This is a genomic window from Sphaerospermopsis sp. LEGE 08334 (assembly GCF_015207205.1).
Classification (GTDB): Bacteria; Cyanobacteriota; Cyanobacteriia; order Cyanobacteriales; family Nostocaceae; genus Sphaerospermopsis.
Genome location: NZ_JADEXH010000034.1, coordinates 47,812 through 69,915 on the forward strand (window position 1 = coordinate 47,812; position 22,104 = coordinate 69,915).

Annotated in this window: 17 protein-coding genes, 1 rRNA gene and 1 pseudogene; 14 read left to right on the top strand and 5 right to left on the bottom strand. The window is 38.1% G+C overall.

What is annotated here, in order from left to right:
- The first annotated feature begins 162 nt into the window (after positions 1–162).
- The 6 genes from IQ237_RS18490 to IQ237_RS18515 all read left to right on the top strand — a co-directional run bounded on the left by IQ237_RS18490 (position 163) and on the right by IQ237_RS18515 (position 8,912).
- Entirely contained in the window at positions 163–1,794 is a 1,632-nt protein-coding gene (locus tag IQ237_RS18490) for a DUF655 domain-containing protein (protein WP_194057765.1), read from the top strand.
- A 330-nt stretch (positions 1,795–2,124) separates the two neighbouring features.
- Positions 2,125–2,700: a GNAT family N-acetyltransferase gene (locus IQ237_RS18495; protein WP_194057767.1), complete on the top strand. Its 576-nt coding sequence runs from the start codon at positions 2,125–2,127 to the stop codon at positions 2,698–2,700.
- A gap of 146 nt (positions 2,701–2,846) precedes the next feature.
- Positions 2,847–4,052 carry an NAD(P)/FAD-dependent oxidoreductase gene (locus IQ237_RS18500; RefSeq protein WP_194057769.1) on the top strand — a complete coding sequence of 402 codons (1,206 nt, stop codon included), beginning with the start codon at positions 2,847–2,849 and terminating at the stop codon, positions 4,050–4,052.
- Positions 4,053–4,170: 118 nt separating this feature from the next.
- A complete protein-coding gene (locus IQ237_RS18505; RefSeq protein ID WP_194057771.1) occupies positions 4,171–4,815 on the top strand; it encodes an HAD family hydrolase in 645 nt (214 codons plus the stop codon).
- Between the two features lie 225 nt (positions 4,816–5,040).
- Positions 5,041–7,890, top strand: coding sequence for an NACHT domain-containing NTPase (locus IQ237_RS18510; protein ID WP_194057773.1), 2,850 nt, complete (start codon positions 5,041–5,043; stop codon positions 7,888–7,890).
- A 209-nt stretch (positions 7,891–8,099) separates the two neighbouring features.
- The gene (locus IQ237_RS18515; RefSeq protein WP_194057775.1) at positions 8,100–8,912 is read left to right on the top strand and encodes a carbon-nitrogen hydrolase family protein; all 813 of its coding nucleotides are present in this window, start codon (positions 8,100–8,102) and stop codon (positions 8,910–8,912) included.
- Between the two features lie 145 nt (positions 8,913–9,057).
- On the opposite strand, the gene fba is transcribed toward IQ237_RS18515, so the two are convergent.
- From fba to IQ237_RS18535, 4 genes and pseudogenes are all read right to left on the bottom strand, one after another.
- The gene (gene fba / locus IQ237_RS18520; RefSeq protein WP_096567579.1) at positions 9,058–10,131 is read right to left on the bottom strand and encodes a class II fructose-bisphosphate aldolase; all 1,074 of its coding nucleotides are present in this window, start codon (positions 10,129–10,131) and stop codon (positions 9,058–9,060) included.
- 328 nt (positions 10,132–10,459) lie between these two features.
- Positions 10,460–10,600: pseudogene (locus IQ237_RS18525) on the bottom strand (ABC transporter permease); the annotation flags it as partial.
- A gap of 6 nt (positions 10,601–10,606) precedes the next feature.
- On the bottom strand, positions 10,607–12,331 hold the full coding sequence (locus tag IQ237_RS18530) for an ABC transporter ATP-binding protein (RefSeq protein ID WP_194057777.1): 1,725 nt from the start codon (positions 12,329–12,331) through the stop codon (positions 10,607–10,609).
- A 142-nt stretch (positions 12,332–12,473) separates the two neighbouring features.
- Positions 12,474–13,097: an exopolysaccharide biosynthesis protein gene (locus IQ237_RS18535; RefSeq protein WP_194057779.1), complete on the bottom strand. Its 624-nt coding sequence runs from the start codon at positions 13,095–13,097 to the stop codon at positions 12,474–12,476.
- 508 nt (positions 13,098–13,605) lie between these two features.
- On the opposite strand from IQ237_RS18535, the gene IQ237_RS18540 reads away from it, so the two are divergent.
- The 8 genes from IQ237_RS18540 (at position 13,606) to IQ237_RS18575 (ending at position 21,914) form a co-directional block, all read left to right on the top strand.
- The gene (locus IQ237_RS18540; RefSeq protein WP_194057780.1) at positions 13,606–14,388 is read left to right on the top strand and encodes an ABC transporter permease; all 783 of its coding nucleotides are present in this window, start codon (positions 13,606–13,608) and stop codon (positions 14,386–14,388) included.
- Positions 14,389–14,863: 475 nt separating this feature from the next.
- Positions 14,864–15,343 (top strand): aspartate 1-decarboxylase, encoded by a 480-nt coding sequence (gene panD, locus IQ237_RS18545; protein WP_228020468.1) that lies wholly within the window; start codon positions 14,864–14,866, stop codon positions 15,341–15,343.
- Between the two features lie 152 nt (positions 15,344–15,495).
- Entirely contained in the window at positions 15,496–16,842 is a 1,347-nt protein-coding gene (locus IQ237_RS18550) for a lysine N(6)-hydroxylase/L-ornithine N(5)-oxygenase family protein (protein WP_194057781.1), read from the top strand.
- Between the two features lie 63 nt (positions 16,843–16,905).
- Entirely contained in the window at positions 16,906–18,219 is a 1,314-nt protein-coding gene (locus IQ237_RS18555) for an ATP-grasp domain-containing protein (RefSeq protein WP_194057782.1), read from the top strand.
- A 35-nt stretch (positions 18,220–18,254) separates the two neighbouring features.
- Positions 18,255–18,650: a cupin domain-containing protein gene (locus IQ237_RS18560; protein WP_194057783.1), complete on the top strand. Its 396-nt coding sequence runs from the start codon at positions 18,255–18,257 to the stop codon at positions 18,648–18,650.
- Entirely contained in the window at positions 18,647–19,747 is a 1,101-nt protein-coding gene (locus tag IQ237_RS18565) for an FAD-binding oxidoreductase (RefSeq protein ID WP_194057784.1), read from the top strand. The genes IQ237_RS18560 and IQ237_RS18565 overlap by 4 nt, the downstream gene beginning before the upstream one ends.
- Positions 19,748–19,863: 116 nt before the next feature.
- Entirely contained in the window at positions 19,864–21,498 is a 1,635-nt protein-coding gene (locus tag IQ237_RS18570) for a class I tRNA ligase family protein (protein ID WP_194057785.1), read from the top strand.
- A gap of 65 nt (positions 21,499–21,563) precedes the next feature.
- Entirely contained in the window at positions 21,564–21,914 is a 351-nt protein-coding gene (locus tag IQ237_RS18575; protein WP_228020469.1) for a cupin domain-containing protein, read from the top strand.
- A gap of 71 nt (positions 21,915–21,985) precedes the next feature.
- Here the strand turns inward: IQ237_RS18575 and rrf are convergent.
- Positions 21,986–22,103, bottom strand: a 5S ribosomal RNA gene (rrf, locus tag IQ237_RS18580).
- Position 22,104: the final 1 nt, after the last annotated feature.

Below are 22,104 nucleotides of genomic sequence, written 5' to 3' on the forward strand. Positions count from 1 at the left end.
GAGTCAGGAGTCAGAATTTTTCACTTGATCAGAACTCACGAAAAATTCCTCTCTAACCTCTTTACTTTGCGTCCTTTGCGTCCTTTGCGGTTCGTTCCTCCATAACTTGTACATAACTCCTAACTTCCCTAACTATCCCTTATTTATTTGTATCAGATTCTCATGTCTATTTTGCCCCATCTGAAATTTTCATCTTATATATTTTTATTTTTATTTACCCTCACCAGTTGTCAAAAAGTCACATCTTCAAATCAAAGGTTAGCACCATTACCCCAAGATCCATTAATTCAAGTTTACTTCAATCATTCCCAAGCTTCAGAATATCAAGAAACCTACCGACAACAAACCCGTCTAGGAGATGACTTAGAAAAACAGATTCTTGATGTTATTTCCCAAGCCCAATCTACCATAGATATAGCAATCCAAGAATTACGTTTACCAAAAATTGCCCAAGCATTAGCAGAAAAACAAAAATCCGGTGTTAAAGTTCGGTTAATTTTAGATAATAATTATTCTCGTCCTTGGAGTAGTTTAACAGATGCAGAAGTTCAAAAACTAGAACCAAGAGAAAAAGCAAGATACAACGAATTGAGAAAATTTGTTGATATCAACCAAGACAATCAAATCACACCAGAGGAAATAAGTCAACGTGATGCTTTAGTCATTATCCAAAATAGCAAAATTCCCTGGATAGATGACACCGCAGATAATTCTGCTGGTAGTGGTTTAATGCACCATAAATTTATCGTTGTTGATAATCGTTTTGTGATGATTACTTCTGCCAATTTTACTTTAAGTGATACATCAGGAGATATTAGCAATTCTAGCAGCTTAGGTAATGCCAATAACTTATTAAAAATTGACAGTCCAGAATTAGCAAACTTATTTACAGAAGAATTTAATATTATGTGGGGTGATGGACCAGGAGGAAAACCAGATAGTAAATTTGGACTGCAAAAACCAATACGTCAACCCCAAAAAATCACCTTAGTTAATAATCAAATTACCGTCAACTTTTCCCCCATTTCCCCTACTCAACCTTGGAATAATTCTAGTAATGGTTTAATTTCAGAAACACTAGATAAATCAACTAAAAATATAGATATGGCATTATTTGTATTTTCCGAGCAAAGAATTGCCAATATCCTGGAAAATCGCCATAATCAAAATGTAGGAATTAGAGCATTAATTGAACCACAATTTGCCTATCGTTACTACAGTGAAGCTTTAGATATGATGGGTTTAGCTTTAAGTGAAAATTGTAAATATGAAGTTGATAACCGTCCTTGGAAAAATCCCATTACTACCGTTGGAGTTCCCACATTAGCAACAGGTGATTTTTTACATCATAAATTTGCCGTTATTGATAACCAAACAGTAATTACAGGTTCTCATAATTGGTCAAAAGCAGCAAATCATAATAATGATGAAACTTTATTAATTATTGAAAATCCTCAAGTAGCTGCACATTTTCAGCGTGAATTTGACCGTCTTTATACTACCATAAAACCAGGATTACCGTCAAGAATAAAATCAAAAATTGATGAGCAAATACAACAATGTCCGCAAATAAAAACTCAATCATCTATTCCCGATTTTAATAATCAAAAAATTAATCTCAACACAGCAACACAAGCAGAATTAGAAACTCTGCCAGGAGTAGGTGAAAAGTTAGCACAAAGGATCATAATTGCCCGTCAACAGCAAAAATTTACATCTTTACAAGACTTAGAAAAAATACCGGGAATTAGTAACAAAACTATTGAAAGATGGGATGGAAAAGTAACTTTGTAAACATTTAATAATTGATTATTACTACAGTATATTCTCGATTAATAAAGTACAAACATTAATAATAATTTTTGTGGTTTGGCCATAGTTCGACATAGTTCGACTGCGCTCACTAACCGCTCATTACAAGTCTTGTCCGCCCTTGTGTACCTCATTTTAAACATGAAAAAACATCCGAAAATCCTGTACTTTTCAGACCATTATCCCTTATAATAATACTTGTGGGGTGGGCATACTTCGACATAATTCGACTGCGCTCACTAACCGCTCATTACAAGTCTTTCCCGCCCTTGTGAACAAACGAAACCAAGAGCATTTCTAGAAATACCACCTATGCTAGTTATCAAAGACGAAATAAAAATTCGTCCTATGAAAAATCATAAACATGACTATTTATTAATGGAAAAATGGCGCACAGATGAAAAAGTATTAGAATTCTATGGGGGAAGAGATGAACCTTATGATTTTGCCAAAGTTGTCAAAACCTATAAACCCAGAATATTAGGAAAAGAACCGCTTATTCCCTGTATTTTCTCATATCAAAATATAGACATTGGTTATTTACAATATTATGAAATGAATAAATTACCAGAACATATCAGAGAAATGTATTCTTTAGAATATACAAATAATGTCTATGGGATTGACTTATTTATTGGTGAAACCCAATATTGGAATCAGGGAATTGGGACAAAAGTGTTATCTTTAGCGATAGAATATATATTTAACACCCTGCAAGCGTTGACAATAGTAATTGATCCTAACGTCAAAAATCATCGTGCTATTCGCTGCTATGAAAAATGTGGGTTTGTGAAAATTAAGCTGTTACCATGTCATGATCTACACGAAGGTAAATATCAGGATTGTTGGCTAATGGCAAGAGAAAGTAATATAGCAGGTGACAGGTGACAGGTGACAGTGTGAAAAGTCTTTTACCTTATGGCTTTTGATATAAATTGCGTATCTGATTCAAGTCCATATCACAATAAATCATTACACTAAGAATAACACTAAAAATAAATCAACCTGCTAGAATTTAGCCTTTGAGCAAAACCATGACACAAACAACTACAAAAACAACTACAAAAATCTGTATACTAGGTGGAGGCTTTGGTGGTCTCTACACCGCCTTACGTTTAAGCCAGTTACCGTGGGAAAATACACCCAAACCTGAGATCATCTTAGTAGATCAGAGCGATCGCTTTATTTTCTCGCCCCTACTTTACGAACTCCTCACCGGCGAACTACAAACCTGGGAAATAGCTCCACCATACCAAGAACTGCTACAAGGTACAGGAGTACGTTTTCATCAAGCCACCGTCTCAGAAATCGACACCGACAAACAACAGGTACAATTGCAAGATGGGCAAAAAATCGACTACGATCGCCTAGTATTAGCATTAGGCGGCGAAACACCCCTAGATTTAGTACCCGGTGCAGTAAACAATGCTTACCCCTTCCGTACCATAACGGATGCTTATCACCTAGAAGAACGCCTGAGAATTTTAGAAGCATCAAATCCTGAAAAAATTCGTGTTGCCATAGTTGGCGGTGGTTACAGTGGCGTAGAATTAGCTTGTAAACTAGCAGATAGACTAGGAGAAAAAGGCAGATTTCGCCTGATTGAAATCGGTGATCAAATTTTAAGAAATTCCCCAGAATTTAACCGCGAAGCCGCCAAAAAAGCCTTAGATGCTAGATGCGTGTTTATAGATTTAGAAACCAAAGTATTATCAATAGGAGAAAATACCATTTCCCTGGAGTATAAAAATCAAACAGATGAAATTCCTGTAGATTTGGTAATTTGGACAGTAGGTACAAGAGTTTCCCCAGTAGTAAAAAATCTACCCCTCAAGCAAAACCAACGCGGACAAATTACCACTACAACCACATTACAAGTCTTAGAACATCCCGAAATTTTCGCTTTAGGAGACTTAGCAGACTGTAAAGATGCAGAAGAAAAACAAGTACCTGCAACCGCCCAAGTAGCATTTCAACAAGCAGATTATACAGCATGGAACATTTGGGCATCTTTAACAAATCGTCCTTTACTTCCCTTCCGCTATCAACAACTAGGGGAAATGATGGCCTTGGGAATAGACAACGCCACCCTCACAGGTTTAGGTGTGAAACTAGATGGTTCTTTAGCATATATCGCCCGTCGGTTAGCTTATTTATACAGATTACCAACCTTAGAACATCAGTTAAAAGTCGGGTTTAATTGGTTAGTTAGTCCGATCATTAAAACACTTTCTCAGTAAAATAGGTAATCGGTGATTGGTGATTGGTGATTGGTGATTGGTAAGAATAAACTCTTCCCTTTTGCCTCTTGCCTTCTTACTGTCACCTGTCACCTGTCACCTGTCACCTGAACTTCTTATGAAAAAACCAAAAGTTATTTTTTTAGATGCTGTAGGTACACTATTTGGTGTTAAAGGTAGTGTAGGGGCAATTTATAGTCAAATAGCCCAGGAATTTGGCGTTACAGTTGCCCCAGAAATTTTAAATAAAGAATTTTTTAAAAGCTTTAAAGCAGCACCACCATCAATATTTCTTGATCCAGATATTAAAGATATCCCCCAACGAGAATTTGACTGGTGGCGGATCATCGCCCTCAATACCTTTGAAGGTGCAGGGGTACTCAGGGAATTTTCTGATTTTTCAGCTTTTTTTAGCGAACTTTATATACACTTTGGTACTGCTGAACCTTGGTTTGTTTATCCAGATGTACCCCTAGCTTTAGTAAACTGGCGACGGTTGGGAGTTGACTTGGGTGTTTTATCTAACTTTGATTCTCGGTTATACTCAGTATTACAAAGCTTAGGACTCAGAGACTATTTTAAATCTATTACCATTTCTACCCAAGTCCGTACAGCTAAACCAGATCCGGAAATTTTTAACATAGCTTTGCAAAGTCATAACTGTTCACCAGAAGAAGCATGGCACATTGGCGACAGCATTACAGATGACTATCATGGCGCTAGAAAGGCTGGTTTAAGGGGTATTTGGATTAACCGCCAGTAAAATTATTAAATAACTCACCAAATTTACCAGTATCACATTAACTTTAAACATAGTTAATATTACTGTAATAGATCAGTTATTTATAGGTTAGCTTGTGATATATACAACTTCAGGTTATGTAAAAATAAAGTAATTTTTTTACTAATTTTATCTATATTTGCCAATATACTAGTAAAAAAAATACATTTTTTACATAATTATTAGTAAATTAACCCCCTTAAACTAATGACCAGAACTTTATCGCAAATTTGGCAACAATTGCAACAATCTTTTTCAGTACAAGCTAGTCTGAATACCACAGCAGATACAGGTAAAGCAATTTTAGCAGCGACACAAAGTATTGACCAACAAAATATCAGTTTAGAAGTCATCAAACCTGTACTAGAAAACTCATCTTCATTATTAGATGTGCTATGTTTACCGTTAGCAGAGATAGTAGGTAAAGAGTTATCTTATGTATCTCTTGGTGTTAACTTGTTAAAGTTATACGCTGATATAACTCAAGAATCTCCTGCTTTAGAAGACTTTGTATTAATAGTTAGCCAAGCTGCTTATTTACAAAGCATCAGAGATATTTTGGCTTTATACCCATCCATAAATTGGGATACTCACCTAGATAACCTGGAAGAATTTAAAACAAAATTGCAGATTATTAATGATATTGAATTTGATAAAGAAACTGCTAAAAATACAATTTCCTGTTTTCATGAATCAGAGTTAGCAGCAGCATTTAATCAAATATTATCAGCTAGATTAGTAACCCCAAACATCACAAAGTTTTTAGTCAATCTTCTGACAAAAAGAATTGCTTTTAATACTCACCGCTATATTATTAATTCCTTGATAGATGTAGGTGATCACATCCCAGCTTTAATTACAAATTCCTGTGTAAACTTGCAGCAAGAGCAACAAATAATTACAGGTATTGACGAATATTTGAAAGAACATATTGCAACACAGCCATTAGCAAAAGTATTTGATCAAAGCTACTCTTGGAAAGATATTTATATTCCTCTCACAGTCCAACCTTGCGGTCAAAAAGTCAATGCCTTAGATAATGCCTTAGATGTAGAAACATGGGCAAAAGGAGTTATCCTCAATCAACAAAAATTAGAACAAGTAATGTTGATAGAAAGTCAACCAGGAAGGGGTAAAAGTGTTTTTTGTCAGATGTTTGCTGACTGGGTACGGCAACATTTACATCCTTTATGGACACCAATTTTAATTCGTCTAAAAGATATTGATGCTGTTTCCTCTGCTTTTTCTTTAGAGAAAACTTTGCAAGCAGAATTAAAAGTTAGTTGCCATCAAACTAACGAGACTAAAGAGAATTTATTGTATAATAAAAATACGCGATTTATATTTATTTTGGATAGTTTTGATGATTTGCACATTGATATTGATTTAGAGGAATTTATTCAACAAGTAGCCGCATTTCAAAAGAAATGTAAAAATCAAGTTGAAATGGGGCATCGTTTATTAATTACTGGCAGAATAAACATTTTACAATATATTCCTAATTTACCCCATAATTTAGAGCGAGTAGAAATCCTAGAAATGGATATAAAACTCCAAGAAAAATGGTTAAACAAATGGGCTTTATTGCCAGAAAACAACGGGAGAAAAATAGATTTAGCGGATTTTTTATCTAGTAAAAAATGTCCATCAACCATTAAAAAATTAGCATTTGAACCACTTTATCTGCATTTATTAGCCTTGATGTATCGAGATGAAACCTTCGCATTTAATGAATTAGAACAAGCTAATAAAAAAACTGCGAAAGTCGTCATTTTGCAAGAGTTTTTCAATTGGTTAATAGCCAAACAACAACTCACTTTAGATGATAGCGAAGTTAATAATCAAGAACATCAAAATTACCAATCATACCTACAAAATCTTCTCACAGAAACTGCTGTTGCTGTTGTCCAGTCTGGCGGTGTATTTGGTTCTATGTCAATGATCAAATCCCGGTTACAAGAACCACAAATAGATATTCCCGCAACCTTAAATCAGTTCTACTTTATTCCTGCTCAAAAACAAGAAGACAATATTGAATGTTATCAGAAAACTTTTAGTGAATTTTTGTTTGCTGAAAAGTTAACCAAATCGCTACAATATTGGTCAAGATTTAATCTTGATGATCAAGAGCAAATTCAAGAAATGAACTGGCAAATTTATGATTTGCTAGGATTTGGGAAAATTACCCCAGAAATAGTTGAATATGTAATTGGGTTACTCACACAAGTTCCCGATTTATATTGGATTAATCTATTTAAGGTGTTAGAGAACTTTTACAATAACTGGTGTCAAGGAAAATTCATTGATACCCCAGAAGAAACTTTAGCCCAAACCAAGCTGAGACAATTACAACAATACAGCGAAAATGACAGGATTGAAAATTTAGGTCAACGCCAAATAGATATCTATGCAGGTTTGAATGTAATGATTTTGCTGTTAGAAATACAGCGATATGCCCAAGAACATGATGTATTAAAAGAATACATAATTTTCTATCCATCAGGAGAAACCCAAGGAGATAATTTAACATCAGATTTGCAGCGACTGATTAACTACTGTAATTGCTTGCGGGGAGATAGTTTTAAAAGTATAGTGGGACAATTTTTCAGTGCGACACATCTTAGAGCTACTTATCTCTTTCAAACAGACCTGAGTGGCACAGACTTGAGTCAAGCAGACCTCAGCCGTGCAGAACTTAGCCGCAGCTATTTATTGCAAACAAACCTCAGTCATGCCTACTTGATAGGAGCTAAACTTATTCAAGCAGACTTGCGTGGCGCTAACCTCAGCGGTGCTAATCTGATTCGTACTGATCTTAGAGGTGCAGATTTAAGTAATGCTAACCTGCAAGATGCAGACTTGAGCCGAGTAGACCTAAGTGGTGCTAATTTGAGAGGTGCTAACCTTAGCGGTGCATACCTGATTGGTGCTAACTTTGGTGATGAATTGTTTGGTTATATCCGCTGGGATAAAAATACTAACTGGGAAGATGTGGACGGACTAGAAGCAGCTAAAAATCTGCCACCGACTTTAAAACAGCACTTAAAAATGGGTTAAACCTGAAAATAGCTGTAAATAGTTTCCTAGAATCAACAGGAATATTAAGATAAGACGCTAGGGATATTCTGTATAGACCGATATATACCAGGAGTCAGGAGTAAAACCCTATTAGAGTGAGAGTTTCATGATTCATTGATGTCCTAACTACTCTGTCTACGGCTATATTTGAAAATCTATCCCGTCATCCACTGTTTGCTGTTGAATTTATGAAGTCTTATTTAGCCGCCGCTATTCAAATGACCAGTGTGCCTGATCTAGAGAAAAATTTGGCACAAGCAGAAGAATTTATTGATCTAGCTGTCCGTCAGGGTGCTGAGTTGGTAGGTTTGCCAGAGAATTTCTCTTTTATGGGGGAAGAAAAGGATAAACTTGCCCAAGCAGATGTCATTTCTCAAGAAACAGAAACATTTCTCTTGAAAATGGCGCAACGCTTTCAAGTTACTATCCTGGGCGGCGGCTTTCCTGTACCTGTAAATAGCACGGGTAAAGTTTACAATACGGCTTTACTTATTGATCCTAATGGTCAAGAACTTGCTCGCTACCACAAGGCACATTTATTTGATGTCAATGTCCCTGATGGTAATACCTATCAAGAATCTAGCACCGTTATGGCTGGTAAGGAATTACCCCCAATCTATTTTTCGGAAAACTTGGGTAATATTGGACTTTCTATTTGTTATGATGTCCGCTTTCCAGAATTATATCGGCATTTAGCAGATAAGGAAGTCGATGTTGTGTTTGTTCCTGCGGCTTTCACAGCTTTTACAGGGAAAGACCACTGGCAAGTATTATTACAAGCCAGGGCAATTGAAAATACTTGTTATGTCATTGCACCTGCTCAAACTGGTACTAACTATGCCCGTCGTCAAACCCACGGACACGCCATGATTATTGATCCTTGGGGTGTAATTTTAGCTGATGCGGGGGATAAACCAGGAGTGGCGATCGCCGAAATTAAACCCACCAGATTAGAACAAGTGCGCCGTCAAATGCCATCTTTACAGCATCGAGTCTTTTAGCAAATTAGATCCCCGACTTCTCAAAGAAGTTGGGTATCTATGATCATAAAAAACCGGGAAACATAAACGCCCCCGGTTTATTTATATATGGGTATAGCCTAGCTAGAACCTATTGATTGCTGAGAAAAATTCAAAAAATTAGAAATTAAACTTTCGCAGCAGCTTTCATTACTAATTCGCCTTTAGCGTATTTAGCAGCAAACTCTTCTAAAGAAACTTGTTTGATCTTGCTTGCATTACCAGCAGTACCAAACTGTTGATAACGGTCAGCACAAACTTTTTGCATATACTTAATCGAAGGCTTCAAGAAATGACGAGGATCAAATTCCTTGGGACCTTTAGCCAAAGCTTCACGTACAGCCGCAGTGATAGCCAAACGGTTATCAGTGTCAATATTTACCTTACGAACACCACTCTTGATACCTTTTTGGATTTCTTCAACAGGTACACCGTAGGTTTCAGGAATAGCACCACCAAACTCGTTGATCAATGCAATTAAATCTTCAGGTACAGAAGAAGAACCGTGCATTACCAAGTGGGTGTTAGGTAAGCGGCGGTGAATTTCTTCAATGCGGCTGATCGCTAAAATTTCACCAGTGGGTTTACGGGTAAATTTATAAGCACCGTGGCTAGTACCGATAGCAACAGCCAAAGCGTCTACTTGGGTAGCTTCTACAAACTCAACTGCTTGATCAGGATCGGTTAACAATTGAGAATGATCCAGAGTACCTTCAAAACCGTGGCCATCTTCAGCTTCACCAGCACCGGTTTCCAAAGAACCTAAACAACCTAACTCGCCTTCTACGCTCACACCCAAAGAGTGAGCAACATTGACAACTTCTTTGGTGACAGCAACGTTATATTCAAAGCTGGCAGGAGTCTTAGCATCAGCTTCTAAAGAACCATCCATCATCACGCTGGTGAAGTTGTTCTTGATAGCTGAATAGCAGGTAGAAGGAGCATTACCATGATCTTGGTGCATGACAATGGGAATATGAGGATAGGTTTCTACCGCAGCCAAAATCAGGTGGCGCAGAAAGTTTTCACCAGCGTAGTTACGAGCGCCGCGAGAAGCTTGTAAAATTACAGGGCTATCTGTTTCATCGGCAGCTTTCATGATTGCTTGAATCTGCTCTAAGTTGTTAACGTTAAACGCAGGGATCCCGTAACCGTTTTCAGCAGCGTGATCCAAAAGTAGCCGCATAGGTACAAGCGCCATAGATAGTCCTCCTAATGTGTTTGTCAGCTAATCAGTTTTAGACAGGCGTAATGTTTACGCTAATCTTAAGAGTTTTTTCAACTTATAGGAAATTATATCTAGTATGGGGTGTTTATGTTGAAAAAGTTTGCAGTCTTACTCTATCAAGGTAATATATAGTTTCCATGTACTGTTGTCATGTTAGCTACTGTCAACAGTGTTAGTTTGGTAAGCTAGGTAACTGTGATTGGTGATTGGTGACTGGGTAATCAATTTTATTTTTCCCTATTTTCCGTCCTGTTCCCTGTTCCCTGTTGCCTTTTTACTGTCACCTGTCACCTGTCACCTGTCACCTCTTCTTCATGACTAATGCCAAAATTACGATCGCATAAGGTAACATCAACAAAAATTGATAGGGAATATTTGCACCCAAGGCTTGTATTCTCATGGATATCAAGCTTTGGATCGGGTTCAATCTAGTGAAAATCAAGTAAACTTAACTAAATTGTTGTGCATAAAACCGCGCATATCTTCCTTCTAATGTTAACAATTCTTCATGATTTCCTGATTCGACAATTTGCCCTTTTTCTAACACTAATATGCGATCGCATTTTCTCACTGTTGATAATCTATGGGCAATAATTAACACCGTGCGATTTGACATTAATCTTTCTAAAGCCTCCTGTACTAAGGCTTCTGACTCGGAATCTAAGGCTGATGTCGCTTCATCCAGTATCAAAATTTGCGGATTTAAGAGTACAGCACGGGCGATCGCTATTCTCTGTCTTTGTCCTCCTGATAAGTTTACACCTCTTTCACCTACCCAAGTTTGATAACCTTCGGGTAGTTGCATAATAAATTGATGAGCATTAGCGATTTTTGCCGCTTCTTCTACTGCTTTCATCTCAAATGTTTCTTGTCCAAAAGCGATATTTTGGGCGATAGTTCCTGAAAACATAATTGTTTCTTGGGGAACTATACCAATTTGTTTTCTTAAACTATTTAATGTCACATCTTTAATATTGACATCATCTATAAAAATATCTCCAGATTCAGGATCATAAAACCTTGGTAATAAATTCACAAACGTAGTTTTACCAGCACCGGAAGCACCAACCAAAGCAATAGCTTCTCCAGGATTGATTAATAAACTAATATTATTTAATACCAGTTCACCGGGTTTATAAGAGAAACTTACATCACGATATTCAACTTTACCATTCACATCAGGAAGGGTAATAGAAATTGGGTTTTCTAATACTGTGGGTTGAATAGCTAATAACTCAAAAACCCGATCAACAGAAGCCTCACCTTGTTTAAATTCATTATAATTATTGGTAGTATGACCGATAGGATCAATTAGCAAAGCTGCTGCTGCTAAATAACTGAAAAATTCACCTACCGTTAAATTATTTTGGGAAATTTGCCAAGCTCCCACCATCAACAAAGATAAAGCACTCACAGCTTCTAAAAAACCCACAATGGGAATTTGAATTGCTTTTAATCTTTCGGCGGAATATTTAGCTTTTAAAGTTCTTTCTGCTTCATGACTAAATCTATTAATTTCGTAAGTTTCTGCTGCAAAAGCTTGGATTAAACGAATCCCACTAAAAACTTCTGTTAAAATAGCTGATAAATCAGAAATACGGTTTTGACTTTTGAGAGAAAATTTGCGTAAACGTTCCCCAAACCAACCAATTAAAACTCCCATAATTGGCGCTACAATTACCGTAGCTAGGGTAAGTTGCCAATTCAAATAAATCATGTAAATGGGAATGGCAATTAGTTGTAAAACACAGGGAACAAAATCATGAAACACCTTATTTACAACTTCGCCAACCCTGTCTACATCTTCTGTTAACCTATAAGATAAATCACCAGCTTTGGCAGTTTCAAAATAACTGAGATTGAGTTTTTGTAAGTGTGAGTAAACCTGTTGACGGAGATAAAAAGCAACCCTTAAAGCTGCTTTAGCCATGTATAAATCTTGAACAGATTGAAAAAAACCCCGCACAAGAAATACTACAGCACAAACACCCGTTAATTGAGCGATCGCCACTACATTACCCTGTCCAAAGGGAACTGCTAATTTACCTGCAAGATTAATCAGTGTTAAAGTCGCTAAAACATAGCCTATAATACCCACAAATCCCTTAGCAATAATTTCCCATTGCTTGCGGATATAGGGTAAAAGTAACCAATAATTAGAACGATTTTTCATTAGTCATTAGTTATTAGTTATTAGTCATTAGTAAACATCTTTTCCTCCCCAACTTCCCCAACTTCCCCAACTTCCCCTGCTTACTGTCACCTGTCACCTGTCACCTGTCACCTATCACCTGTCACCTGTCACCTGTCACCTGTCACCTACCTAACCAAGCTTTAATTACATCCAATAAACTAGAACCACCCCAAACCAAAGCCAGTAAAATAGAAGTAGTTAAAATTCCCCCCATCAAACACAGAACCAAACCACCTAAACTAATAGCACCATCATCCTCAGACAAACCAAAAGCAGTAACAAAAATGCCCATAGCTGGTAAAGTATTAGTACCAGGGATGGGAATCATCATAGAAATAGCCATGAGAGAGATCGCCACTCCAATAGTTACTCTACCTGGTAATGTGGTACAAATATAAGAAAGACGAGGACGAGCGATCGCTTCAATTCTTCGCAACCAAGGCAGTCCCGCTTTCAGAAACCCCTGAACCGTAGAAAGTTGAATTTGATGGTTTAGCATTTTAGGAGGTAGCCAAGGAGTTTTAGCACCTGCAACCAACTGTACCGCCAAAATAAAAATTAGAATACCAAAAGGAACAGAGTAACCAGGTGCGGGAACGGGTAAAGCAGAAGGTAAAGACAGAATAACCAGCAAAAACCCAAAAATTCTTTCCCCAGCTAATAACAAAATATCTGCCAAAGTTACTTTTTCAGGACGTTCTTCTTCAAAAAAATAGCGTTGTAATTCGTTAGACAGTTTAGCCATAAGAGCTTTTATAGTTCCTCAGGAAGAGATTTTAACCTTTATTGACCCTATTTTCTTTGATAAAATGCAAATTGCCATCAAACAACGTGCATAAAATCAGACTCATACTAAAAGGGGAGCATCCCAAATGTGTAATTTGATTTTTTGGTAATCTTTGAATTGCTACAAAGTCCTAATATGAATGAACCGCAAAGAACGCAAAGGACACAAAGGGAAGAGAGTTTAAGAGAGTTTTTGGTGTTGCTGCGGTTATTTTTTCAAAATTGGGATGCTCCCCCCTAAAATTGGGATCTAACATCTTAACCTTATGCAATCAGCAAAATTAAAAAACAGTATGAAGTTGAGATAAAGTTATCTTACAGCAGTTTTCATGTATTTGTACCACATCCTTCTTGTTATCTTCCTTTCTTCCTTTGCGCCTTTGCGTCTTTGCGTGAGATTAAAAAATGTGGTTCATTTACCTGAAAATCGCTGTAAATGCAGTGGGTAAGAAGTTAAACAAAAAAAAATGCAAAGATACCTGAAAGTAATCAGACTTTTTTGGAGCGCAGCCATTTCGGCAGAGATGGAGTATCGTCTCAACTTCATCATAGCTACCTTGAGCAGCTTAGGCAATCTTGCGGGTAGTATTTTTGGCTTATTCTTATTTTATCGCACAGGTTACACCTTTCCGGGCTGGTCCTGGGATGCAGCTTTAATAGTTTTAGGAATTTTCACCCTCCTGCAAGGTTTTTCAGCTACATTCCTCGCTCCCAACCTCAACCGCATAGTTCGTCATGTGCAAGAAGGGACATTAGACTTTGTATTATTAAAACCCATCCGCAGTCAATTTTGGCTTTCAACTCACACCCTATCACCCTGGGGATTACCAGATTTAATATTTGGTTGTATCATCATTGCTTATGCAGGTAAACGCCTGGGTTTAGCAATAGATGATTATTTATTGAGTATATTTCCTTTAGGTTGCGGTTTGGTGATTCTTTACAGCCTATGGTTTATGTTAGGTTCTACAAGTATATGGTTCGTGAAAATATACAATGTTACTGAAGTATTAAGAGGTTTATTAGAAGCGGGTAGATATCCGATTGTAGCTTATCCCGCAGCTTATCGAGTTTTCTTTACCTTTGTAGTTCCAGTTGCATTTTTAACTACAGTTCCCGCGCAAGCAATGTTAGGTGAAGGTCAGTTAACCTGGTTAATAGGTGCTGTATTTTTAGCTGTGGTGTTATTTTTCGTTTCTACTTGGTTTTGGCGGTTTGCTTTGCGGTTTTATACAAGTGCTTCAAGTTAAAAAGGTTATTTAAAGTAGGCAATAATCTCCTCTAAGAAACTTTTGTTCTTAGTTGATGAAGTTTAGCTCTGTTGTCATTCATTGCAGAACCTACTTCTAAAAATATGTAATTAATAATTAACTTTGTTACCTGATCAGAATAGTTAATAACTCTTCATATTTGGTCGATTGTTGCTTAACAATTGAGATGGCAAATTCTACTCAAATATGCCTGAATCGTCCTCTGGGTAGGCAACTCACGTAAAGTTCATTTGGCAAAGAATTGTTAAGATGCTCTTACCTATACCTATAAATCTAAAGAAATAGTGAATAAAGTATCCAAAAAGCAAAATTATATTATAGTTAACGGTGATTTAAAGATATGAAATTTTTTCATATTCCTCAATTGTGATTTATGTAAATTAAATTAATTGTATAAATTAATTGTATAAATTGGGTTGGGGATCATCAATACGCTTTATCCAACATCAAAAGTATGAGTTATAAAGACCAGCAAAACCTGTTAGACCTCATGTTACAAAACACGAATATTAACGCCAGTAAAAATGAGAGCGATGTAGCAGCGCATTTCAAGAATAGTTTAACTGATTCTTCTCATCCACCAGTGGTTGGTATGCGTTGGTTTATGAGTTCTAAAATTCATAAAGCTACAGTGACAGAAGCTGATGTTAGTTACATTGGCAGCATTACAATTGACGAATTACTCATGGAAAAGAGTGGTATTTTACCAGGGGAAAAAGTTATGATTGTAAGCAATACAAATGGGGCAAGACTGGAGACATACACAATTCCAGGGAAACGAGAATCTGGAACTATTTGTATCAATGGGGCTGCTGCTCATCTGATTAAAGTTGGTCATGAGATTATTATTATCGGGTTTCAACTGTCAGCAAAAACTTTAGAACCGAAAGCCATCTTAGTTGATGAAAATAATCAATTTGTTCGGTATCTCTAATAATCTCAAGATTTTACCGAAAAACGTGTCAACTGTTAGTCATTACTCACAATTACAGCAATTTTCATGTCGGACTCGCACGATTATGTTTATAAACTGCTGTACGAAGTAATTACAAAAATTCCTGTGTTTCAGATAAGGTGCTTTAATTCATGTACAAACAATCGGGGACTGATAGAGACACCATTGATCTCTGTGGCATTGGTATCGGTCCTTCTAACCTGAGTCTTGCCGCCCTGCTATACCACAAAGTCAAGTATATTGATTTTGAATTTTTTGATGCCCGCAAGGAATTGTCTTGGCATTCAGGTATGTTGTTTCCCGATGCAAATCTTCAGAATTCTTTTCTCAAAGACCTAGTTACACTGGTTGATCCATCTAATCCCTACTCTTTTCTGTGCTTTCTTGCTGAACGTGGTCGGCTATATCGATTTCTCACAGCTCGCTTTTCCAGTGTGAAGCGCAAGGAATTTGATCAATACCTACGCTGGGTAAGTCAGTCGATTCCTCACCTCAACTTTAACCAGAAGGTAGAGGATATCGAGTTTAATGATGTAAAACAGCAATTTATTGTTCACACTTCAGAAAAAACTATAGCTACAAGCCACCTAGCTCTAGGTACAGGCTTAACTCCCAAAGTCCCTGATTGCGCTCGCCCACACTTAGGGGATGATGTTTTTCACTCTATCCACTATTTACAGAAGAAAATTCAGTTCGCTGGTAAGCGAGTAACAGTGATTGGCGGTGGACAAAGTGGAGCTGAAATTGTTTCTGAGTTACTGTCCAATTCTCATGCCCTTCCCAAGCAGGTATACTGGATATCGTCCCGTCGGAACTTCTTGCCAATTGACGATTCACCCTTTACAAATGAATATTTTGTACCCCGTTACAGCGACTACTTTTATGGACTACCGCAACAAGTTCAAAAAACTTTAGTGGCAGAACAAACACTTGCTAGTGATGGTATTACTGAAAGCTTACTAAGTTCAATTTATCAGCGATTATACCAACTGGAGTTTCTGGAACAATCTCCCAACATTGCTAAACTGATTCCTAATGCACGATTGTGGGAATTACGACGGGATTATAACAGTTGGCATTTAATTGTACGTAGTCAATTGGAGAGTGTACAACTAAATGCTGATGTGATCATCTTGGCAACGGGTTTTGAGTATCGTATCCCTGACTACTTGAAGTCTCTCAGCCATCGTTTGGAGTGGAGAGAAGGACAGCCTGTAATTAATCCTGACTTTTCTGTGAAATGGGATGGTTCAGATAGTAATCGGATATACACTCAAAACTGCTCACGATTACAACGGGGAGTTGCTGATCCGAATCTGAGTTTGATGGCATGGCGGAGTGCCATTATTGTTAATAGTCTTGTAGGTCGTATGGTGTATCCACGCTCTCAATACGATGGCTTAATTGACTGGGAACTTCAGTCTGATCATGCACATCAAACCCTTGCCTACGAGATTATAGAGAGGCTTTCCGCTTAAGCTGTGAACTTTTGTGAGTTGTTCTTGCTTCTACACAGTTGCTTTTTCGCCCTTGGTAAATAAATGTTAACTCCTCAGCAAAATTTATCTAAATCTGCATCTAAACCACTGGTTTTGTTTTTAGGGACACGGGCATTAACCCTGGAACGCATTGCAGAAATCACCACTGCTAGAGAAGGGGGCTATGAAATTATCATGGCTTCTGATACCCCGGCACTGTTTGAATCTTACGGCTTTTCACACAATATTTATGCTCCGTTAAGCGATTACGAAACTTCTACTGATTGTATCCTTAATTATCTAAATGAGCAAAATCTGAGCATCTGTGGTGTAATTGGTTGGCAAGACCGAGAAGAGGAATTAACTAGTCATCTCACAGCTAAGTTAAATCTTCCTACTTGTGAACTTGCAGCAAATCGATTCGCTCGTAACAAGTCAGCAACCAGACAATTGCTTGAGGAGCTTGGGGGTAAGTATAATCCGAGATACGCTTGTGTTGTGGATTTAGATTCATTTGAAGATGCAATCAACAGGATTGGTACACCTTCTCTATTAAAACCTGCGGGTAATTCGGGTGGGCGCGGGATTGTAGCTGTGCGATCACCTGAAAATCTAGCGGATATTTGGGAGCATTTTTGTAACTATAACGCACCTTCGCAGGGGGGATTGTACGCTAAGTACCGAGAATGTGACTTACTCGAAGAAATGCTCATCGGTAGTGAACATTCCATCGCCGGAATGGTAGTTGATGGTGAAATATATTTGTTTGCAATTATCGATAAACGTATTGATTTAGGACTACAGTTACAGTACGAAAATGTATTACCTTCAACTCTTGCACCCGAACTTCAGGCTGAAGTCAGGGAAATGGCACATTCGGTGATTAAGGCTACAGGTATTAATTGGCGAGGTTTTCATATTGATTTTATGGTGACTTCCCATGGATTACGGATTCTGGAAATCGGGGCTAGACTAGGTGGAGAGTGTATTAATTCCCACTTAATACCAATGGCATCTTCTGGGGAAATTCAACCTTATCGGCTGTTACTGGATTATGTGATTCAGGGTAAGCGTGTTCCTTTTGAACAGCAAGATTACACACAAAGTTTTACACGCCGTGTAGGTTCACGGGTGATTGCTCCACCGAGTCCTGGCAAGATTACTCGCCTCAATGGTTTAGAAAAAATCTGCGAGCATCCTAATACAAGGGACTTTACACAGATTGCTGGAGTCGGTAGCATCATGCGTCCCCCAACGGAAGCTTATGAACAGTACAAAATTGCATATCTGATTGCTGAATGTCCCCTGGAAGAGAATCTCAGTGACATCTTCGATGGCCTCGTTTCTCAGCTAGAAATTGAAATTTCTCCGATGTGATCACAAACTCAGTTAATTCATTTTGAACTACGATCATGATTAAAGCACAGGAAAAACAATTACTCCCAGATGTTCCTACAGACAAACTCAATCAAGCTGTTGAGTTTCCTAAGCTTCCTTACGTTTCAACTTGGTCAAATGCTCAAGGAGTCCGCTTTTTTGATGCGGAACTCAAGCGCGATGGGAATGATTTCGCACCTTTTTTGACTGGTCAGTTTATTGTTAAACCTGGGGCAACCTCAGTTACGGATTGTCATGATGTGCGTGAAGTATGGATTGTAGGTAGAGGCAAGGGTATTTTATACTACAATCAAAAGCCATTAGAAATTTGTGAAGGTGACTACCTTTTTTATGATTCCCAAGAATCCCATCAGGTGACAAATACTGGTGAGGAAGATTTGGTAATTTACTGCTGTTGGTGGACTAAATGAAGGTTCAAGAATTCACTGCTGAACAAACTGCTCATCCCGGATATGATTTGTGCATTGTTGGCGGGGGAATTATTGGAGTCTTGACAGCTTATCAAGCAGCGATCGCCCATCCAAGTATAAGAATAGCTCTGATAGATCGAGGTGAATTTGGTTTAGGTGCTTCACATTATGCTGCGGCGCTATCCAGTACCCTTGCCAGCACAGGGTTGGTAGGGGAGTTGTCCAGCGAAAGTGACAGGTTTTATCTTCATTTAGCCAGGGAGAATCCTACTTTACCCATTCGCCAACTACCAATCATTTATGTTGGTGATTCCTCAGATCCCATCCCCGATACAACTCGTACAATTACTGAAGTTAAGCCAGATGATCCCCGGTTCTCGCTACCACTCTCTCAGTTAACAAATGCCCATCGACTGTTGTATGGTGGTGATGTGATGCACATAGAACCACTGGGATTAATTAAATCTTTAGTTAGGAAATTACAGGCATTTGCCAACGTCACTTGTCTTGAATATACAGGCATTGAGTCTGCACAAATCATGCCAGACGAGACATTATGGTTGAACACAAATCGAGTCTTTGGGATTAACGCAGAACGGGTATTATTAGCTTTAGGACCTTGGTCACTGTCCCACCAAATGACACGCTCAAGTGTTGAGGTTAGCTGTCGTAACAAGAAAATTGTCACAATGCGGCTTGATGTGTCCCCAACTGCTAATTGTCCAGTGATCTTTTTTCCAAAAGAAGATGCTTTCTTACTGCCTACTGATGAGCAATTTTTGTTTAGTATTCGTTCCGATGAGTGGGATATTCAACCAGATCAAAAACTGCTGATTTCTGATGCGGATCGACACAATGGGCGTATAATTCTTGAACGCTATGCGCCGAATTTACTTGATTACTATGACGATCGAGATGTTTTTTGTGATTGTTACAGTTCCAATTCTGAACCAGTAATAATACCACATAATCGATTTTCAAAAGTTTTTATTGCTACTGGTGGAAATGGTCGTGGAGTCCGTCTTGCTCCAGCGATCGCTCGTATGGCATTAACAAAATTAATACCAACTAGTAATTATATACAAAATAGCTATTAAGAGCAGATAAATCTGTATCTTATCTGGTTGCTTATAATTTGCTAATCGGCTATTTCAGGTTATTTCCAACTAAAAACAAGACCCGAACTTCATTTTTGATTGATTAAATTTTGGACATGAAAACGATTTTCCAAACTCCTATTCAAACCCAGGATTACTTGTTTGTTCCCTCTAATCCTGCTGCCAATGGAAGACTGCATTTAGGACATATTTCTGGTCCTTACTTAAGTGCAGACATAGTCGCACGCCATCGCCGTCGTCAAGGTCATTCAACAGCAACTATTTTTGGGATTGATGCCTATAATTCCTATGTTGTTCGTCGTGCCGAAATTGAAGTTTCTCACCCGGCGGAGGTAGCCACAGAGAATCACTCTCTAATTAAAGAGGATTTACAAGCTATGAATATCCTCCATGATGTTTTTACTAATCCACTAGATCCTGAATGGTGTGATCATTATGAGCAAAAACATAGAGAAATTTTTGCTGTTCTGGAGGCTAAGGGTGTCATTCGTTTGATTGATGAATACTCTCCTTATTCTGAACGTGAAAATCGCTTTTTACCAGATTATGCTGTATCAGGAACCTGTCCAGAATGTGGTGCAGGTATGGGAGGTTTTTCCTGTGAGGGTTGTGGGGGATATTTTTATCCTGATGCAATTTTAAATCAGGTTTCTGTGGCAGGGGAGACGGTTAAATTTCGTCCGGTACGTCAACTTTGTTTAAATACTTCTAACATTCCGTTAACATTATCCGATTTTGATCGATATCATTTTTCTGAATCAGTACGTTTAATTATCCAAAAACACATCGAGAAACAAGATGGATGGTTTAAACTGACTCATCACTTTGATTGGGGAATTGATATTGATTTAGGAGGTGAAAAAAGAGCTATTGCCAGCTTTATGACCGAATATATTTATAATCTGATGCACGGAGATTTATATGCGTCACTGACTGGCAAACAAGAGAATCCTTATCGCAAGTCTTCTTCTGTGAAAATTATTTGTAGTTTCGGCATTGATAACGTACTCGCTCAAGCCTTTGGCAAAAATTTAATAGCAAAAGTATTAGATGATTATAAGGCTGATGATGGATTTTTAATTAACTACTTTTTTAATTTAGAAGGTCAAAAGTTTTCTACGAGTCGGCGACACGTGATATGGGCTTCTGATATTGTTACCAAAACTCCTGCCAATAGTGATGGTGTACGACTTTACTTATCACTAAATCAACCTGATGTTCCTGATAAGAACTTTGATATAGAAGCATTTTTGTCATTATATAATCGGATTCTTGTGGAACAACTCAATCCCAAATTGACTCTAGCCTTTGCTGCATTGCGTTCTGTGACATCACCGCTAGATTATCAGTTTGAGGATACCATGAATATGCTTATCTCTGCTATTGCGGATTTTTACATTCAACAAGACCAGGCAATCTCGGATAATCATCTCCATGCAACTGCGATCGCCGAGCAGTTGTTAGAATGGATTCAGTATCCTGCTAATATTGAGGATTCACCAACCGCAGCGTACTGGTGGTTAAAAGGACTCGCTCTATTGGGTTATCCCATCATGCCAGAGCTTACCAGTTGTATTTGGTCACAACTAGCAACTTCTAAAATTCCCTTAGTTACAGAATTTCTTGACGACTGCTGCTTGAGTTTGAATGAGCAACCCTTTGAGCAGTTCCAAACCTTGACTCGGTCTAGCATTGCACAATGCTTACCTCATACACTACAAACAGTATAGCCACTCTTGAGAAAATTCAAAAATCCAAACTGGTTTAGATCAATATCAAACTTGGAGGTCTGAAATTGTTCCTACCCACAACCACATCACATCATTTCACAACTGAGTTCGCCCGTCAAAGGCAGTTGCTCCCTGAAGAAATTTCCGCTCTGGTTTTCTCTCATGGCAGCATGAAATTACGTTACTATGCGCCCCAGGAAGAGGACAGGCAAATTCCTCACGCTCAGGATGAATTATACATTGTGATTTCTGGCAGTGGTTTTTTTGAGCAAAATGGTAAAGAACATTCTTTTCAACCCCATGATGTAATTTTTGTACCAGCTGGAGTTGATCATCGGTTCATGAACTTTACTGATGATTTTGCTACATGGGTGATTTTTTATGGTTCTCCCGGTGGCGAACTGAAGTTATCTTAGGCAAGTAAACCATCAAAAACAAAAACCCCCTAGCAATAATGAAAGCTAAGGGGTTTTTTGTTGAATATTAGCCCTGGCATCGAGCTATTGTGACAGAGGGCAACCCCTCAACTATCGTCGCCGCAGCAGCGTTTCACCTCTGAGTTCGGGAAGGGATCAGTGTGGTTCCACCGCGCCATAGACACCAGGA

Coding starts and splice junctions, on each gene's coding strand:
- IQ237_RS18565 (WP_194057784.1), top strand. CDS start 18,647: ATGAAGGTTCAAGAATTCACTGCTGAACAAACTGCTCATCCCGGATAT.
- IQ237_RS18535 (WP_194057779.1), bottom strand. CDS start 13,097: ATGGCTAAACTGTCTAACGAATTACAACGCTATTTTTTTGAAGAAGAA.
- IQ237_RS18540 (WP_194057780.1), top strand. CDS start 13,606: ATGCAAAGATACCTGAAAGTAATCAGACTTTTTTGGAGCGCAGCCATT.
- IQ237_RS18510 (WP_194057773.1), top strand. CDS start 5,041: ATGACCAGAACTTTATCGCAAATTTGGCAACAATTGCAACAATCTTTT.
- IQ237_RS18490 (WP_194057765.1), top strand. CDS start 163: ATGTCTATTTTGCCCCATCTGAAATTTTCATCTTATATATTTTTATTT.
- IQ237_RS18550 (WP_194057781.1), top strand. CDS start 15,496: ATGTACAAACAATCGGGGACTGATAGAGACACCATTGATCTCTGTGGC.
- IQ237_RS18500 (WP_194057769.1), top strand. CDS start 2,847: ATGACACAAACAACTACAAAAACAACTACAAAAATCTGTATACTAGGT.
- IQ237_RS18505 (WP_194057771.1), top strand. CDS start 4,171: ATGAAAAAACCAAAAGTTATTTTTTTAGATGCTGTAGGTACACTATTT.
- IQ237_RS18560 (WP_194057783.1), top strand. CDS start 18,255: ATGATTAAAGCACAGGAAAAACAATTACTCCCAGATGTTCCTACAGAC.
- IQ237_RS18515 (WP_194057775.1), top strand. CDS start 8,100: ATGAAGTCTTATTTAGCCGCCGCTATTCAAATGACCAGTGTGCCTGAT.
- IQ237_RS18495 (WP_194057767.1), top strand. CDS start 2,125: ATGCTAGTTATCAAAGACGAAATAAAAATTCGTCCTATGAAAAATCAT.
- IQ237_RS18555 (WP_194057782.1), top strand. CDS start 16,906: ATGTTAACTCCTCAGCAAAATTTATCTAAATCTGCATCTAAACCACTG.
- IQ237_RS18530 (WP_194057777.1), bottom strand. CDS start 12,331: ATGAAAAATCGTTCTAATTATTGGTTACTTTTACCCTATATCCGCAAG.
- IQ237_RS18570 (WP_194057785.1), top strand. CDS start 19,864: ATGAAAACGATTTTCCAAACTCCTATTCAAACCCAGGATTACTTGTTT.
- fba (WP_096567579.1), bottom strand. CDS start 10,131: ATGGCGCTTGTACCTATGCGGCTACTTTTGGATCACGCTGCTGAAAAC.
- panD (WP_228020468.1), top strand. CDS start 14,864: ATGAGTTATAAAGACCAGCAAAACCTGTTAGACCTCATGTTACAAAAC.